Origin of the sequence: Streptomyces sp. SUK 48, assembly GCF_009650765.1 — a bacterium.
Classification (GTDB): Bacteria; Actinomycetota; Actinomycetes; order Streptomycetales; family Streptomycetaceae; genus Streptomyces.
On record NZ_CP045740.1, the window covers coordinates 405549 to 421638 of the forward strand.

15 protein-coding genes are annotated in these 16090 nt (G+C 74.1%); 10 read left to right on the forward strand and 5 right to left on the reverse strand.

Features of this window, described 5'->3' with window-relative positions:
• Window positions 1-7: 7 nt before the first annotated feature.
• Window positions 8-2122 carry an iron uptake transporter permease EfeU gene (gene efeU / locus GHR20_RS01800; RefSeq protein WP_153811950.1) on the reverse strand — a complete coding sequence of 705 codons (2115 nt, stop codon included), beginning with the start codon at window positions 2120-2122 and terminating at the stop codon, window positions 8-10.
• Between the two features lie 213 nt (window positions 2123-2335).
• Here efeU and GHR20_RS01805 point away from each other — a divergent pair, with 213 nt between their 5' ends.
• The 5 genes from GHR20_RS01805 to GHR20_RS01830 all read left to right on the forward strand — a co-directional run bounded on the left by GHR20_RS01805 (window position 2336) and on the right by GHR20_RS01830 (window position 6083).
• Window positions 2336-2995, forward strand: coding sequence for a DedA family protein (locus GHR20_RS01805; protein WP_153811951.1), 660 nt, complete (start codon window positions 2336-2338; stop codon window positions 2993-2995).
• 13 nt (window positions 2996-3008) lie between these two features.
• Entirely contained in the window at window positions 3009-3740 is a 732-nt protein-coding gene (locus GHR20_RS01810; RefSeq protein ID WP_243877863.1) for a phosphatase PAP2 family protein, read from the forward strand.
• 14 nt (window positions 3741-3754) lie between these two features.
• Window positions 3755-4195, forward strand: a complete 441-nt coding sequence (locus tag GHR20_RS01815; RefSeq protein ID WP_153811952.1) for a MarR family winged helix-turn-helix transcriptional regulator — start codon at window positions 3755-3757, stop codon at window positions 4193-4195.
• Between the two features lie 746 nt (window positions 4196-4941).
• Window positions 4942-5526 (forward strand): isochorismatase family cysteine hydrolase, encoded by a 585-nt coding sequence (locus tag GHR20_RS01825; RefSeq protein ID WP_153815788.1) that lies wholly within the window; start codon window positions 4942-4944, stop codon window positions 5524-5526.
• A complete protein-coding gene (locus GHR20_RS01830) occupies window positions 5523-6083 on the forward strand; it encodes a YbhB/YbcL family Raf kinase inhibitor-like protein (protein WP_153811953.1) in 561 nt (186 codons plus the stop codon). Before GHR20_RS01825 ends, GHR20_RS01830 begins: the two co-directional genes overlap by 4 nt.
• A gap of 58 nt (window positions 6084-6141) precedes the next feature.
• Here GHR20_RS01830 and prcB read toward each other — a convergent pair whose 3' ends face one another.
• Together prcB and GHR20_RS01840 are read right to left on the reverse strand one after the other, a co-directional pair.
• A complete protein-coding gene (gene prcB, locus GHR20_RS01835; protein WP_153811954.1) occupies window positions 6142-6996 on the reverse strand; it encodes a proteasome subunit beta in 855 nt (284 codons plus the stop codon).
• Window positions 6997-7023: 27 nt separating this feature from the next.
• Complete coding sequence (locus tag GHR20_RS01840; RefSeq protein ID WP_243877865.1) at window positions 7024-8544, reverse strand: hypothetical protein; 1521 nt, start codon at window positions 8542-8544, stop codon at window positions 7024-7026.
• A 154-nt stretch (window positions 8545-8698) separates the two neighbouring features.
• Between GHR20_RS01840 and GHR20_RS01845 the strand changes: the two genes are divergently transcribed.
• Window positions 8699-9082: a BlaI/MecI/CopY family transcriptional regulator gene (locus tag GHR20_RS01845; protein ID WP_111581673.1), complete on the forward strand. Its 384-nt coding sequence runs from the start codon at window positions 8699-8701 to the stop codon at window positions 9080-9082.
• A 149-nt stretch (window positions 9083-9231) separates the two neighbouring features.
• The gene (locus GHR20_RS01850; protein ID WP_153811955.1) at window positions 9232-10125 is read left to right on the forward strand and encodes a M56 family metallopeptidase; all 894 of its coding nucleotides are present in this window, start codon (window positions 9232-9234) and stop codon (window positions 10123-10125) included.
• An 88-nt stretch (window positions 10126-10213) separates the two neighbouring features.
• Here GHR20_RS01850 and GHR20_RS01855 read toward each other — a convergent pair whose 3' ends face one another.
• Both GHR20_RS01855 and GHR20_RS01860 read right to left on the reverse strand, forming a co-directional pair.
• Entirely contained in the window at window positions 10214-12571 is a 2358-nt protein-coding gene (locus GHR20_RS01855) for a glycosyl hydrolase family 65 protein (RefSeq protein WP_111581675.1), read from the reverse strand.
• Window positions 12568-13308 (reverse strand): beta-phosphoglucomutase family hydrolase, encoded by a 741-nt coding sequence (locus tag GHR20_RS01860; protein ID WP_153811956.1) that lies wholly within the window; start codon window positions 13306-13308, stop codon window positions 12568-12570. Before GHR20_RS01860 ends, GHR20_RS01855 begins: the two co-directional genes overlap by 4 nt.
• A gap of 107 nt (window positions 13309-13415) precedes the next feature.
• Here GHR20_RS01860 and GHR20_RS01865 point away from each other — a divergent pair, with 107 nt between their 5' ends.
• From GHR20_RS01865 to GHR20_RS01875, 3 genes are all read left to right on the forward strand, one after another.
• Window positions 13416-14093 (forward strand): nucleoside/nucleotide kinase family protein, encoded by a 678-nt coding sequence (locus tag GHR20_RS01865; protein ID WP_153815789.1) that lies wholly within the window; start codon window positions 13416-13418, stop codon window positions 14091-14093.
• A gap of 178 nt (window positions 14094-14271) precedes the next feature.
• On the forward strand, window positions 14272-15189 hold the full coding sequence (locus GHR20_RS01870; RefSeq protein ID WP_194858773.1) for a MurR/RpiR family transcriptional regulator: 918 nt from the start codon (window positions 14272-14274) through the stop codon (window positions 15187-15189).
• A gap of 383 nt (window positions 15190-15572) precedes the next feature.
• Window positions 15573-15941 (forward strand): hypothetical protein, encoded by a 369-nt coding sequence (locus GHR20_RS01875; RefSeq protein ID WP_161214733.1) that lies wholly within the window; start codon window positions 15573-15575, stop codon window positions 15939-15941.
• Window positions 15942-16090: the final 149 nt, after the last annotated feature.

The window sequence follows — 16090 nt, forward strand, 5'->3', positions numbered from 1 at the left end:
GTGGTCATCAGGCGGACTTCCGGATCTCCAGCAGGTCCGGGATCGGGGCGAGATCCTCCAGGAGCTGGCCCGTGGCGCCGTTCAGCCGCCGGCGGTCGGCGGCCGGGAGCTTCTCGACGGGGGTCCAGTGGCCGCCGTCGTGCGCCGCGTCCAGCAGCTTCTGCACCCGGTCGATGCCGGTGTCGGCGGTCGGCAGCACCTCGGGGGCGCGGCCGGTGAGCAGCGGCTTGAGCACGGTGAGCAGCTCGCGGGTGCCGGCGAGGTTGGCGTCGGCGGTGGCGAGGTTGGTGCCGCTGCCCTCGTCGGTGTCGCCGGTCAGCTCGAACTGGAGGGTGTTCTCCAGGATCTCGTGCGCGCGCAGCGGCAGGTCGCCGGGGTCGAAGTCCTGGTCCGGGAACGCCCGCCGCAGCCCGGCCGCGTCCGTGCTGAGCTGCCGGGCGGGCCCGGTCAGCTGCTCGGCCGACCGGCCGTGCCACAGCCCGTACTCCAGGCGCAGGAAGCCGCTGAAGCCCTTGTCCCGCGTGCCGCCGGGCAGGCCGTCGGCGCGGCCGTCGATCTTCTTGTCGAAGTCCTCGAAGGTGCCGTAGGCGGCGCCGAGGGAGGCGTAGGTGCGGTGGGCCGTGAGCCAGTCGGTGCGGGCCTTGCCGAGGTGGCCGCCCTCGATGTCGTGCTGGAGGGTGCCCGTCTGCCCGACGAGGGTGTCCAGACCCTTGCCGACGTACGCCTTGTACGCCTTCAGGGGCGCGGCGAGGTCCTGCTCGGAGACGGGGGCGACCGGCTTGGCGGTGCCGCCGCCGGTGACGGTGACCGCCTTGGAGGTGACGGCCTTGCCGCTCGCGGGGACGCAGCGCCAGGCGTAGGTGCCGCCGGCGACGGTGGCGACGAGGTCGCGGGTGGTGCCGGGGGCGAGGCCCTCGATCTCGCCGTAGACCGCGTCGGTGGACGGGTCGACCAGGTAGACCTCGGACGCCTGGCGGCCGGTGTTGTGCATCTGGAAGGTCTGCCGGCCGGGCTCGGGCGCGGTGAAGCCCTTGCCGCAGTCGGTCTCGGAGACCGCGACGGTCTGGTCACCGGCGGGCTTGGGGCGGCCGAGGGCGACGAAGAGTCCGGCGACGAGGGCGGGTACGGCGACCACGGCGGCCGGGATCACCCAGGCCGGGCGGCGCCGGGCGGCGGCCTTCGGCGCGGCGGCTCCTTCACCGGGCCCGTCGACACCGGACTCGTCTCCACCGGACCCGTCTTCACCGGACCCGTCGGCGGACCCCTGGGCGGCCGGCACGGGAGCGGGCTCCGGCCTGGCCCTGGGCGTGGTGCCGCGCATGCCGCGCACGAACAGGGTCATCACCACGGCGAGGTAGACGGCGTAGGCGGTCACCTGGAGCCAGGTCATGGTGGGCGTCAGGTTGAAGACGCCCTGGACCAGAGTGCTGTACCAGGAGCCGGCGTCGATGCTGCCGGCGAGGTCGACGGCGTAGGCCGTTTTGCCGGGCAGCACGCCGCCCTCCTGGAGGTCGCGCAGGCCGTAGCCGAGGACGCCCGCGGCGATGACGATCAGGACGACGCCGGTGGCGGTGAAGAACTTCGTCAGGTTGATCTTCAGGACCCTGCGGTACAGGCCCCAGCACAGCCCCGCCGCGAGCACCAGGCCGATGGCCGCGCCGGTCAGCGGGCCCGCGGACTCACCGGCCGCCTGGGCGGTGGTCCACAGGAACAGGGCGGTCTCCAGGCCCTCGCGGCCGACCGCCAGGAAGGAGGTGAGGATCAGCATGCCGGAGCCCATGGCGAGGGCGCCGGTGACCTTCTGCTTCAGCTCGCTGGAGAGATTGCGGGCCGAGCGGCGCATCCAGAACACCATGGCGGTGACGAACGCGACGGCGATCACGCTGAGGACGCCGCCGAATGCCTCCTGGGCGGTCTGCGGCATGGACGCGGCGGTGAAGGTGAGGACCGCGCCGAAGCTCATCGCGACGGCGATCGCGGCCAGCACACCGGTCCACACCTGCGGCAGCCGCGAGCGGGCTTCGGCACGCACCAGGGTGGCGACCAGGATGGAGACGATGAGTCCGGCTTCCAGTCCCTCTCTCAACCCGATCAGGAAACTCGGAAACGCGTCGTCCCACATGCCCTGCGGCCCTCCCGGAAAACTAAGCGAAGGCATGCCTCACCTTCGCGGACCATGATGACCACACCTACGTAGGCAACCGGTCACGATCCGGTAATACACGGGCAAAGTCCGGGAACGTTCCCCTGTCCATGTCCGCCGGTCGCCCGGCGAACGTCTACAAATGTGTAGTCACATGTTGTCGAAGCAAGTCGAAGGAAAGGGTGTGCGGCCGTGGCCACTCCCCCACAACTGGCGTCGCAGCTCGCGGTCAATGTGCTCGACGCCCACTCGCTGCTGGCCGCCTTCGGCGTGGCCGGCGTCGGCGTGGTGCTCTTCGCGGAGACGGGCCTGCTGATCGGGTTCTTCCTGCCCGGGGACTCGCTGCTGTTCACGGCGGGCCTGCTGTGCACGGGCTCGGCCGACCGCGGGCTGCATCTCTCGCTCGGCCCGCTGCTGGTCGCGGCGGCGCTCGGCGCGCTGACGGGCTCCCAGTGCGGGTTCCTGATCGGCCGCAAGGCGGGCGGCGCGCTGCTGGCCCGCACCCGTTCGGTGAAACTGCGCGAGGGCGCCGAGCGCGCGGAGGAGCTGCTGGACCGGTACGGCCACGCGAAGGCGATCGTGCTGGCCCGCTTCGTGCCCGTGGTGCGTACGGTGCTGAACCCGATGGCGGGCGCGCTGGGCGTACCGGCCCGCACCTTCACCCTCTGGCAGGTGATCGGCGGCCTGGTCTGGAGCCTCGGTCTCACGCTGGGCGGGTACGCGCTGGGGTCCTCGATCCCGAACGTCGACAAGTACCTGCTGCCGGTGATCGCGCTGATCGTCCTGGTCTCGCTGATCCCGCTCGCCGCGGAGGTGCTGCGTTCGCGCAGGGCGGCGAAGGAGACGCCGTGACGGGCCCGGCGGCGTGCGGGCCGATACCGCGGACGGCGGGGGCGTGCCGGGCCTGGCCGCCGTCGGCCTCGTGAGCCGCCGCGGGACCGCGGCCCTCGTCGCTCTCGGCGTCTGCGCCTGGTCCGCGTTCGCGGCGCTGACCCTGATCGTGGTCTCGCGGCACGGCGCCCCGCTCCCCCCGGACCGCGCCCTGCTCGCCTGGTCCCTGGGGCACCGGTCACCGGTGGCGGTCGCCGCGGCGCGCGGGCTCACCGGCACGGGCACGGGGGCGGTGCCGTACGCCCTGGTGATCGCGGCCGGACTGATCGCGGGCCGGACGTCCCGGCAGCGGTACACCGCCGTCCTCCTGGGCCTGCTCTGCCTCGCCCTGGGTCAGGCGGTGCGGTACGGCGTGATGGGCCTGGTCGGCCGGGTCCGGCCCCCCTACGGGGGCTGGGAGGTGCTCGCCTCCGGCTGGTCGTACCCCTCCGGGCACACCACCACCTCGGCGCTGACGGCCGGGCTGCTGATCACCGCGCTGTGGCTGCGGGCCCCGCGCGGCCGGGGCGCGCTGATGTTCCTGGCCGCCTGCTGGGGCGCGGGGGTCGGGCTGACCCGGATCTTCCTCGGGGTGCACTGGTGCACGGATGTGCTGGGCGGCTGGCTGTTCGCGGCGGGCTGGCTCGCGGCGGCGCTCACGGCGGCGGCCCGGTGGCTGCCCGTCGACCTCAGGACCGACACCGAAGATACTAAGGCAACTTTATAAGCTAGCCTTATCATATGAGTGATGATCTGGACCCCGAGGCGGTCGCCTCGGACCTGCTCGGGAGCATCGGCGTGCTGGTGCGCCGCGTACGTCAGGTGCCGGTCGAGGGCGGGCTGACGCTCCCCGAGCGCGGCGCGCTGGCGCAGCTGGACCGCTCGGGCCCCACCACCTCCTCGGCGCTGGCCCGGGACGCGCAGATCACCGCGCAGTCCATGGGGGCGACGCTCGGCGCGCTCCAGGCCCGGGGGCTGGTCGAACGGCGCCGCGATCCGGACGACGGCAGGCGCGTGGTGCTGACGGTGACCGACGCCGGACGGCAGGCGCTGCGGGACAAGCGCAACGCGCGGGCCGAACTCATCGCGGGCGCCCTGACCGGCGGCGCGTTCACTCCGGCGGAGCTGGAGCGGCTCGCGGCGGCCGCGCCGCTGCTGCGGCGGCTGGCCCAGAGCATCTGACGCCGACGCCCCCCTCGCGCCGACGGACCTTCGAGGAAGCAGGCCGATGACGGACCCTCCCCTCACGCATGCCCCGAGCTCCTCACCGGGTGACCGGTACGACCGCTCACCCGGTGACCGGTACAAGCGGACGGCGCTGACGAACACGACCGCCGCGGTCTTCATGTCCGCGCTGGACGGGCTCAGTCGTCCTGATCGCCCTGCCGATCGACTTCGGCTACGGGGCCACGGCCGTCTCGATCGGCGTGTTCTTCTCCCTGATGATCGCCGGCTCGGCCCGGCGCCTGCCGCACACCCTCGCCGCGGGCCTGCACCGGCAGGGCATGCCCGCCGCCGTCGCCGCCCGGGTCGGCGGTCTGCCCCCGGTCTCCTCGCTGTTCGCCGCCCAGCTCGGCGTCAATCCGGTCCGGCATCTGCCGGCGCCCGGCGGCGCCCTGACCCGGCTGACCCCGGCGCGGCAACATGCCCTGACCGGGCGGGAGTTCTTCCCGAAGCTGATCTCCGGGCCCTTCCACTCCGGTCCGGTGATCGTGTTCGCCTTCGGCGCCGCCCTCGCCTTCCTCGCCGCGACCGCCTCGCTGCTGCGCGGCGCCGGCACCCCCGCGCGGACCCCGGGACCGCGCGAGGCCGGTGACACGGCCGCGCGGCCGGACCGGCGCACCAGCGCCTGGGACACCGCCCGGCCCGGGCCCCTTCGCACCGGGCCAGGACCCGCACCACGGACATCCACAGGACAAGGAACCACCATGGCACTGACCACGATCGACCCGGCGTGCGCCGTCGTCGTCATCGATCTCCAGAAAGGCATCGTCTCCGCCCACGCCGACGCCTCGGTGACCGCGGCCGTAGAGCGTTCGGCCCAACTGGCCGGCGAGTTCCGGCGGCACGGCCTGCCGGTGGTCCTCGTCAACGTCACCGGACGCGCGCCGGGCCGTACGGACGCCGTAAGGTCCCGGGACGCCGGCCGGTCCGGGGGCGGGGCCGAGCGGCCGTCGGACTGGGCCGAGCTCGTGGACGAACTGGACGTCCGGCCGGGCGATCATCTGATCACCAAGCGGCGGCGCAGCGCGTTCCACGACACCGGGCTCGACACCCTGCTGCGGGACCTGGGCGTCACCCAGGTCGTGCTCACCGGCATCTCGACCAGTTCGGGCGTGGAGTCGACGGCCCGCTCGGCCTGCGACCACGGCTACCACGTGGTCCTGGCCACCGACGCCATGGCCGACCCGGACGCCGAGGCCCACCGGCACAGCGTCCGGCGCGTCTTCCCCAAGCTCGGCGAGACCGCCACCACCGCCGAGGTCGTCACCATGCTGGGGGCGACGCGATGAGCCTCCTGGGCCGGCTTCTGCGGAACCGCAGGGCGGGCGAGACCCATGCCGCGTGGCACCTGCACAACCTCCAGGGTCCCGGGCAACTGACCCTCACCAGCCGGGACTTCGGCGACGGTGAGGTCATGCCGCTCCAGCAGTGCGCGAAGGCCGTCGGCGGCGCCGACCTCTCGCCCCACCTGGCCTGGACGGCCCCGCCGGCCGGGACCGCCCAGCTCCTGCTGGTGGTCGAGGACATCGACGTCCCGATGGCGAAGCCCGCCGTGCACTGCCTCGCCCTGATCGACCCGGCGGCCGAGCACCTCGCCCCGGGCGCCCTCGGATCACGGCGACCAGCCCCCGGCGTACGGCTGTTGCGCTCCACGATCGGCCGCGGCTACCACGGTCCGGCCCCGATCAAGGGGCACGGTCCCCACCGCTACACCTTCCAGCTGTTCGCCCTGGCCACCCCCGTGGGCCTGCCGCGGCCGGACCGGGCCCGCCCCCGCGCCCTCCTGCCCGCCGTCACCGCCCCGGTCCTCGCCCGCGGCCGTCTGACCGGCGTCTACGAGCGCTGACCTTCCCGGCCCGCCAGGGGCGTGGTCCGCTGCCGTGCGAATGACGTCCCGTCGGGGTTCAGGGCGCCACGTGCGGGCCGTCCGGGCGGCCGTCGCGCTGGCGCACCATCTCCCGGCTCAGCTCCTCGGTCTCGGCCTCCGGCAGCCGTTCGTAGCCGTCCTCGGTGATGAACGAGAGGATCGGGAAGATACGGCGGTTGAGGTCGGGCCCGCCGGTGGCCGAGTCGTCGTCGGCGGCGTCGTACAGCGCGTGCAGCGCGGCGAGGGCGGCCTCGCGGCGGGTCAGGCCGGGCCGGTAGAGCTTCTTGAGCGCGCCGCGGGCGTACGGCGAACCGGAGCCCTCGGCGTGGAACTCCCGCTTCTCGTACAGTCCGCCCGCCGCGTCGTAGGCGAAGATGCGGCCGCCCTCGCCGGTGGGCGCGCCGAGGTCGTACCCGGCGAGCAGGGGGACGACGACGAGGCCCTGCATGGCCTGGGCGAGGTTCTGCCGGATCATGGCCGCGAGGCGGGTCGCCTTCGCGCCCAGCGTCATCGGAATGCCCTCGATCTTCTCGAAGTGGGCGAGTTCGACCTGGTAGAGCCGCACCATGTCGAGGGCGAGTCCGACGGTGCCGGCGAAGGCGACGGCCGTGTGGTCGTCGGCGGGGTGGACCTTCTCCAGGTCGCGCTGGGCGATCAGGTTGCCCATGGTGGCCCGGCGGTCCCCGGCGAGCAGCACGCCGTCGCCGTAGGTGAGCGCGAGCACCGTGGTGCCGTGCGGGAAGCTGTCCGGGGCCGCGCTCGTGCCGGGTGGCAGCGGGGACGCAGTGGGCAGCAGCCGGGGCCGGTGGGCGGCCAGGAACTCGGCGAAGGACGAGCTTCCCGGCGTGAAGAACGCCTCGTCCATGAGCCCGGCGGTGTCGTTCCCCGTCATCTGCTTCCCCTCCATAGACACGCGGTATCACCCGTCTCCTACCTGACGCGGCCGAATGGGAAACCCCTCCCCGCGCCCCGGCGTGTAGTACACCCGTCGGCTTTCGGCCGCGACCCACGGCCAACCGCGGGCGTACGGGGGCGGTTTCGCCCCGGCCGGTACGAGAGTGGCCGTCGGGACCTGCTCGGCCGTGCGCGCGATCGCGGCCGCCGTCGTGTCGGCGTTGGGGCCGGCGGTCGCCGCCGAGGCGCAGCCGGCGTAGAAGGCGACGGGCAGCGCGTCCGCGCCGGTGACCAGGCAGGGGGCGCGCACGCCGAGGCGGTGCAGGGTGACGGCGGTGCGCGACCAGGAGCGGTGGCCGGCGGTGGCGACGTCCGCGGTGCGTACCAGGACGGTCAGTTGGGCGCCGAGGTGCACGGTGAACACCAGGCAGAGCGCGCCCGCGGCCACCGGGCGCCAGGGCCGGGGCGGGGCGCTCGCCAGGCGGAGCAGCGCGGCGGCGAGGGGCGGGGCGAGCAGCGCGTAGGCGGGCAGCAGGAAGCGGGGGGCCGCGTAGCCGATCAGGAACAGGTAGGGGAAAGCGGCCGACGCCGCGCAGGCGAGCGGCAGCGCCGTGGCCGCCGTACGTCCGGCGCGGACCGCGAAGAACAGGGCGAGCGCGGCGAGGAGGGGCAGCGCGCACCACCAGAAGGTGACGAGCGGGCCGGGCAGCGCGCCGGCGCAGGGGCGGCACAGGGTGCGTCCGCCGAGGCTGCGCAACTGATCGGTGACGGCGAGGTGCCAGCCGAGGCCGCCCTGGATCGCCGAGCCCTCGGCCAGCCGGTGGAGCAGGCCGCCGTAGCGCAGATACGCCTCGGTCACCCACTCGGCGGCCCCGGCCGCGAGCCCGGCGAGCAGCGCGGTCAGCCGCCGCCAGTGCCGGTGCCACAGGCCGAGGGCGAGCAGCGGCAGCACGACCCACACCGCGTCCATGGGGCGCATCCCGCCCATCAGCGCGGCGCCTGCGGCGAGGCCCCCGAGCGCGGCCCGGCGGGACGGGGGCGCGCCCGCGCGCAGGTAGGAGCCGACCGTGATCAGCGCCCCGGTGGCGACCCAGTAGTTGGGCATGGCCTGGAGGCCGTAGAAGAGGGTCACCCACAGGGAGGCGAGGAGGGCGGCGGCGAGGGCGAGGACGCGGGGTGGGAAGAGGCCGCGCCAGGTCCGCAGCGCCAGGTACAGGGCGAGGCCGGAGAGGACGGCGAGGTAGCAGCGCAGCAGGACAGTCGAGGACGACCACGCGGCGACCGGCGCGACGAGCAGGGAGATGCCGCGGGCCCGGGGCGCGCTGAAGAAGGCGGCGGGGGCGTGGGCGCCGACCTGGCTGACGTACACCGCCTCGTCCCAGCCGAGTCCCATCCCGGGCCGGACCAGGAGCAGTTGGGCGAGGGTGAAGGCGGCGGCGACGGCCGCGAGCGGGAGGGCGGCCCGGGGGTTGCGGGCGGCGTCGGACGGGGGCCGGGCGCGGGCGGACCGCGTCCCGGTGGGTACGGCGTCGGCGGTGCCGGTCATCATCCTCCCCTGCGCCCCGGGCGGGGCGGAACCGGAAAGGACCACCCCATCACGGACCGGCCCCGGATCCCGGGCGGACCCGCCGCTCGCCCCCGGTGTCCGGCACGGCGGTACGGCCCTCGGGCGCCGCCACTACGCGCTGTAAGGTGGGACCATGGCTGGCACAGGGTCCCGGGGCAGGGCGGAACGGCGCAGCGCCGGGGAGCTGGAGAGCGAGGTGCTGGCCGCCCTCTGGGCCACCGACCGGCCGCTCACCCCGGCGGAGATCCAGACGGAGATCGGCGGCGGCCTCGCGTACAACACGGTGCACACCATCCTCAAACGCCTGTATGACAAGGGGCTGGTGCTGCGGGACGCGGACGGGCGGCGCGGCGCGTACCGTCCGGCGAAGAACGCGGCCGAGCTGACCGCCGAGGCCATGCACCAGGCGCTGGACCGGGGCCCGGACCCGATCGCCGCGCTCCAGCAGTTCGTGACCGGTCTGAGCCGCGAGGAGGAGCGGGCGCTGCGCGAACTGCTCGCCGAGGGCGACGCCTGAGCGGACGGGTTCCCGCACCGGGTCCCCGCACCGATCCGGCGCACCGGCCCCGTACCGATCCCGCCGTACGACGCCCGGGTACGGCGGCTCCGCACAAGGTCCGGCACACGCGGTTCCGCGCACGACGTCCACGACATGAGGTCTCGCGCATGAGATTCGATGTGTACAGCCCGCTGGTGCTGTCGCTGCTGCTCGCCCTGGCGGCCCCGCTGACCGGCCGGTACGTCGCGCCCGCGGTGGCCGCGCGGGTGCTGGCCGGGGCCGCCGTGGTGACCGCCTGCGCCACCACCTGGTCGCTGGTGCTGCTCGGCGTGGCGCTGCTCGGGGACGTGCCGGCGGTGACGCGCGCGGCCGGGGCGGGCGGGCAGGCTGCGGCCGATCCGGTACCGGTGGTGATCGGGGTGGCCGCGTGGCCGGCCCTGGCGGCCGTCGGCGTGCGGCTGTTCCGGGCCGTACGGGCCGAGCGGCGCACCCGCCGGGCGCTGCGCCGGCTGTGCGCGGGGCAGCCTGCGGACACCGAGCTGATCGTGGCCGCCTCGGCGGTGCCGCGGGCGTGCGCGGTTCCGGGGCGGCCGGGGCGGATCCTGGTCACCTCGGCGATGCTGGGCGCGCTCGGGCCCGAGGAGCGGCGGGCGCTCCTCGCGCACGAACGGGCCCATCTCGCCCACCGGCACGACGTCCTGGTGACGGCGGCCGCGCTCGCGGCGGCGGCCGACCCGCTGCTGTCTCCGGTGCGTTCGACCGTCGGCTACCTGGTGGAGCGGTGGGCCGACGAGCGGGCGGCGGCCGCGGTCGGCGACCGCCGCACCACCGCCCACGCGCTGGCGCGGGCCGCGCTCACGGCGCAGCGGGGCGGCGCGGTGTGCGCGCTGCACTTCGCCGACCGCGCCGTCACGCGCCGGATCGCCGCCCTCCAGAGCGCCCCGCAGCCCAGCCTGGGGTCCGCCGCGCTGGCGGTGCTCGCCCTGAGCACCCTGCCCCCGCTGCTGGCGGCGGACGCCACGGGTGATCTCTTCCGGCTGCTGACGGGCGCGCCGCTCTGACCGGACCGGGCCTCTCCCCCGCCTGCCGGGCCTCACGAGACCGGGAGGTCCGGACCCCGGGAGATCCGGACCCCGGGAGATCCGGGCCTCAGGCGGTCTGGTTCGGTACCCGGTGCCTCGGCTGCTCCGGCACCGCCCTGCGGGCGATCGGCGGTACGGCGCGGACGGCCGGCTCGCTCGTGGTCACCGTGACGGCGTCACCGTGGTGCCGCAGGTCCAGCGGCGGCCCGTCGAGCAGCTCGTACGTCGTCTTGTCCGCGTCGATCTCCACCCGCAGCCTGCGGCCCCGGAACTGCACATGGAAGGCGAGCCGGGAGAGGCGTTCGGGCAACCGGGGGGCGAAGCGCAGCCGTTCACCGTCGCGGCGCATCCCGCCGAAGCCCGCGACCAGCGCCATCCAGGTGCCGGCGAGCGAGGCGATGTGCAGTCCGTCGCGGGTGTTGTGCTCCAGGTCGTGCAGGTCCATCAGGGCCGCCTCGGCCGTGTAGTCGTAGGCGAGGTCGAGATGGCCGGTCCGGGCGGCGACGACGGCCTGGCAGCAGGCGGACAGGGAGGAGTCGCGGACGGTCAGCGGCTCGTAGTAGGCGAAGTTCCGGGCGATCTGCTCCTCGTCGTACCGCTCGGCGAACCAGCTGTCGCAGGTGTACAGGGCCAGTACCAGGTCCGCCTGCTTCACGACCTGTTTGCGGTAGAGGTCGAAGTACGGGAAGTGCAGCAGCAGCGGGTACTGGTCGGAGCGGGTGCCGTCGAAGTCCCAGCGCTGGTAGCGGGTGAAGCCGGAGTGCTGTTCGTGGACGCCGAGTTCGGCGTTGTACGGCACGTGCATCGCCCCGGCCGCGTCGCGCCAGGCCGCGCTCTCCTCCTCGTCCACCCCGAGCCGGGCGGCCTCGCGCGGATGGCGTTCGACGGCATCGGCGGCGGCCAGCATGTTCTGACGCGCCATCAGGTTGGTGTACGCGTTGTCGTCGGCGACCGCGCTGTACTCGTCGGGTCCGGTGACGCCGTCGAGATGGTAGACGCCGTGCGCGTCGTGGTGGCCGAGCGAGCGCCACAACCGGGCGGTCTCCACCAGGAGTTCGACCCCGGCCTCGCGTTCGAAGGCGGTGTCGCCGGTCGCGTCGACGTAGCGGACGACGGCGTCGGCGATGCCGGCGTTCACATGGAAGGCGGCGGTGCCGGCCGGCCAGTACGCCGACCCCTCCGGACCCGCGATGGTCCGCCAGGGGAACGCGGCCCCGGCGAGCCCCAGTTGGGCCGCGCGCTCGCGGGCCTCGTCCAGGGTGCTGTACCGCCAGCGCAGCGCCTCCGCGACGGAGGCGGGCGCGGTGTGGGTGAGCAGCGGCAGCACGAACATCTCGGTGTCCCAGAACGCGTGCCCGTCGTAACCGGAGCCGGTGAGGCCCTTCGCGGGTATCGCGCGCCGCTCCGCGCGGGCCCCGGCCTGGAAGACGTGGAACAGCGCGAACCGTACGGCCTGCTGGATCTCCTCGTCGCCGCCGACCTCGACGTCGGCGCGGGCCCAGAAGTCGTCCAGGGCGGCCCGCTGGTCGGCGAGCAGTCCGGGCCAGCCGTCGTGGGCGGCGGCCGCGAGCGCGGCGTCGACCTGGTCGGCCATCGCGGGCAGCGAGCGGGTCGCGGACCAGCCGTGGGCGACCAGCTTCTCCACCCGCAGGCTCTGGCCGGGCTCCAGGACCGAGGTGACGGTCAGCCGGGCCAGGTCGGTGCCGCTCTCGCTGCGGGTGGTGGTGCGCTCGGGCCCGCTGACGACATGGTCGGCGGCGACCGCGACCCGCAGGCCGCTGTGCCGGGTCCGGTGCACCAGGCGCAGCCGGTCGCCGGTGGCGAAATCGTCCTCCTGCTCCAGGGGAGACTTCAGCGCGACCGCGGCGCGCGGGTCGCCGTCGGAGCCGGGCAGGCTCTCGTTGGCGACCAGCTCGGACTGGATCACCACCCGGCTGCGGGAGTCGACGGCCTCCACCTCGTACGCCACGGCGGCCACCGCGCGCTGGGTGAGCGAGACCAGCCGGGTCGAGCGCACCCGGACGGTGGAACCGGCCGGGGAGGTCCACTCGCAGGTCCGCTCCAGCACCCCGCGGCGCAGGTCCAGGACCCGCTCGTGGGAGGTGAGGCGGCCGTAGCGCAGATCGAACGGCTCGTCGTCCACGAGCAGCCGCAGGACCTTGCCGTTGGTGACGTTGATGACGGTCTGGCCCGACTCCGGATAGCCGTACCCGGCCTCCGCGTACGGCAGCGGGTGCACCTCGTGCACGCCGTTGAGGTAGCTGCCGGGCAGTCCGTGCGGTTCCCCCTCGTCGAGGTTGCCGCGCCAGCCGACATGGCCGTTGGACAGCGCGAACACGGACTCGCTCTGGGCGAGCACGTCGAGGTCGAGGGTGGTCTCGCGGACCGCCCACGGCTCGACGGCGTACGAACCCTGGGTGATCACCGCTTGCCTCCCAGCTCGGCGAGGTCCTCCACGACGATGCTCGCACCGTGCGCGTACAGCGCGTCGCGCTGGCCGACCCGGTCGAGGCCGACGACGTAGCCGAAGCCGCCCGCGCGGCCCGCGTCCATGCCCGCCTGCGCGTCCTCGAAGACGGCCGCCCGGGACGGCTCGACGCCGAGGTCGTGGGCGGCGGCGAGGAAGGTGTCGGGGTGCGGCTTGCCCGGCAGCTTGCGCTCGGCGGCCACCACGCCGTCGACGCGGACGTCGAAGAAGTGCTCGGCGTCCACGGCCCGCAGCACGTCACGGCAGTTGGCGCTGGAGGAGACGATCGCGGTGCGCAGCCCCTCGGCGCGGACCGCCTCCAGGTAGCGCAGGGTGCCCTCGTACGCCTCGACGCCGCCGGTGCGGATCCGCTCCAGGAGCAGTTCGTTCTTCCGGTTGCCGAGGCCGTTCACGGTCAGGGCGTCCGGTGGGTCGTCCGCCGTGCCCTCCGGCAGCTGGATGCCGCGCGACTCCAGGAAGGCGCGCACCCCGTCGGCGCGGGGGCGGCCGTCGACGTACTCGTCGTAGTCGGCGACCGCGTCGAACGGCCGTGCCTCCGGGCCCTCGTGGGAGCGCAGGAAGGCGTCGAACGTCTCCTTCCAGGCGGCCGCGTGCACCACGGCCGTCTTGGTGACGACCCCGTCGAGGTCGAAGAGGCACGCCTGGATGTCGTCGGGCAGACCGAGCTGGTTCATACCGAGGACTGTTCCCCATGAGTGGCGCTCCAGCGAGTGTCCCGCGCCACAATTTCGCCGGTTCAGGGGGTGACACACTCGTGGGTGTGCCGTTGACCTCCGACCGTGTGCCCCCGACCTTCGACGACCTCCTCGCGCGCGCCCGCGCACTCCCCCGAGGCGGCCGGCGCGCCCTGCTCGGCGTCGCGGGCGGCCCCGGCGCGGGCAAGTCCACGCTGGCCGCGTGTCTGGTGCGCGCCCTGAACGCCGACGGACCCCGCTGGGCCGCCCACGTCCCCATGGACGGCTTCCATCTGGCCGACGCCGAACTCGACCGGCTGGGGCGCCGGGACCGCAAGGGCGCGCCGGACACCTTCGACGCGGCCGGGTACGCGGCGCTGCTGCGGCGGCTGCGGGAGGAGACGGAGGAGGTCGTGTACGCGCCCGGGTTCGAGCGGGTCCTGGAGCAGCCGCTGGCCGGTGCGATCCCGGTGCCGCCGGACGTCCGGCTCGTGGTGACCGAGGGCAACTACCTTCTCCTGGCGGAGGGTTCGTGGGCACGGGTGCGGCCGTGCCTGGACGAGGTCTGGTACTGCGAGATCCCCGAGGAGGAGCGGATCCGCCGACTGGTGGCCCGGCATGTGGAGTTCGGCAAGGAATCGGCGGCGGCGCGCGCGTGGGTGCTGGGCACGGACCAGCGCAACGCCGAGCTGGTGGCGGCGACGCGGGAGCGGGCGGATCTGGTGGTCCCGGCGGGTGCGCTGCCGCCACCCGTGCGAGACCGGGCCTGCCGCCGCGCCGGTTGACTGCTGGTCAGCCGGGCCGGCCGGCTCCAGCTGCTCCCCGGGCGGCTCCGGTCGGCGGGGCCGATTCCCCTGGCCGCGCCGGGTGCTGGGCCGCTTCCTTCGATTGCTGGTCAACCCGCTGGTCACGGCCCTGGGTGAGCTATGTTGAATGCTCGTGGGAGACAAAGGAGACGGACCGGTGCCCTCGCCGCAGCAGGCCCGCGCACAGGCATCAGCGATCACCTCGGGCAAGACCGCGCCCGAGGTCGAGGCCGCCCCGACCTCCCAGCTCAGGGAGCTGTTCGACGGCCCCCGTCTGTCACCGGGGCAGCGGCGGATCGCCCAGTACCTCATCGAACACATCACCGAGGCCGCGTTCCTGTCGATCACCGAGCTGGCGGACCGGGTCGGGGTCAGCCAGCCGTCCGTGACCCGCTTCGCCGGTGCCGTCGGCTTCAGCGGCTACCCCGCCCTGCGGGAACGGCTCCAGTCGATCGCGCTGAAGGCCCTGGCCGGCGGGCCCGCGGAGCCGGACCGCGCCAATGAGCTCCAGGCGGCCGTGGACGCCGAGATCGCGAACCTGGAGAACCTGCGCCGCGACTTCGCCGACCCGGACCGGGTGATCCACATCGGCCGGGAGCTGTCCCGCTCCACCCCGCTGACCGTGCTGGGCCTGCGCATCTCGGAGTCGCTCGCGGAGTACTTCGGATACGCGGCACGCCGTATCCACCCCGATGTACGGCTGGTCACCCGGGGCGGCAGCGTGGCCTACGACGCGCTGCTCCAGTCCCGCGAGGCCGGCGGCAGCTGGGTGCTGGCGTTCGCCATGCCCCGGCACTCGCACGAGACCCTCCAGGCGGTCCGGGTCGCGCACCGCGCCGGTCTCAAGGTCGCCCTGATCACCGACCTCGCGCTCGGTCCGCTGGCCGACGAGGCCGACGTCACCTTCGCCACCGGCACCGGCTCCCGGCTGGTCTTCGACTCCTACGCCGCGCCCAACATGATGGCCGCGGCGCTGCTCCAGGCGATGACCGACGCCGACCCGGAGCGGACACAGGCGCGGCTGGAGAAGTACGAGCAGGTCTCCGACCAGCACCAGTTCTTCGTGCGGGACTGATTCTCCCCGTACGCCTCCGTACGTCCCCGTACGTCCCGTAGGGAATCCGTGTGCCCGCGCGCCGTCGGTCCTGCGGTGCGGCCCTCACACCCGTGAAGATCTCGCGGTCGCCGATCACCCTTAGGGGGATCTTTCACCTCATATCGCGCATGAATGTTTTCATACGTCTTGCAAACTGCTCGGTATATATAAATACTCTGCTGGCGGATCGCCCGCTCGGGCATCCCGGACCGCCGTCACCTACCCAGACGGCACCCGGGATGTCCGGTGGTGCGGCGCCCCTGTGCCGCACCGGGGGCGGCCCCGGTCATCCCCTAGGCCGGGGCCGCCCGCATCTCGTCGGACCACCCTCACGACGCCGCAGACCGGAAGTGACCATGCCCGTGACCATGCCCCTGACCAGCACGCGCATCAGCCCCGACTGGCCCTGCCAGGTCAAGACCCCCGGTTCGTACGACTGGGAGCGTTCGGCCGCCAAGTGGCTGCGCGAGCTGATCCCGGCGCGCTATGCCAGCTATCCGGCCCTGATCCGGCACCCCGTGCTGCTCGCCCGGCACGCGCAGATCCAGGTCGAGCAGGAGATCCGGGTGGCCCGCACCGCGCTCCAGACGGCGCGGGCCGAGCTGCCGATGCTCGGGCTGCCCGAGGCGGTCATCGAGCACACGATCAAGATGTACGCCGCGGAGGTGCTGCAACTCCAGCACATCGCCCGCAGCGTGCGCGCGGTCAGCACGGCCCTGGGCCGCCGCTGAGCCCCGCCCCGGCCCGCACCCCACCCCGCGCCCCGGCCAAAATCGCCCCGGCCCATGTCGGACCGCCCGGACGGCCGCGAGGGGCGGGTGGAAGGCCGTAGCACCTCACCCCCAGCGGACGAGTGATCGAACGTGGCCGAATGTGCGAT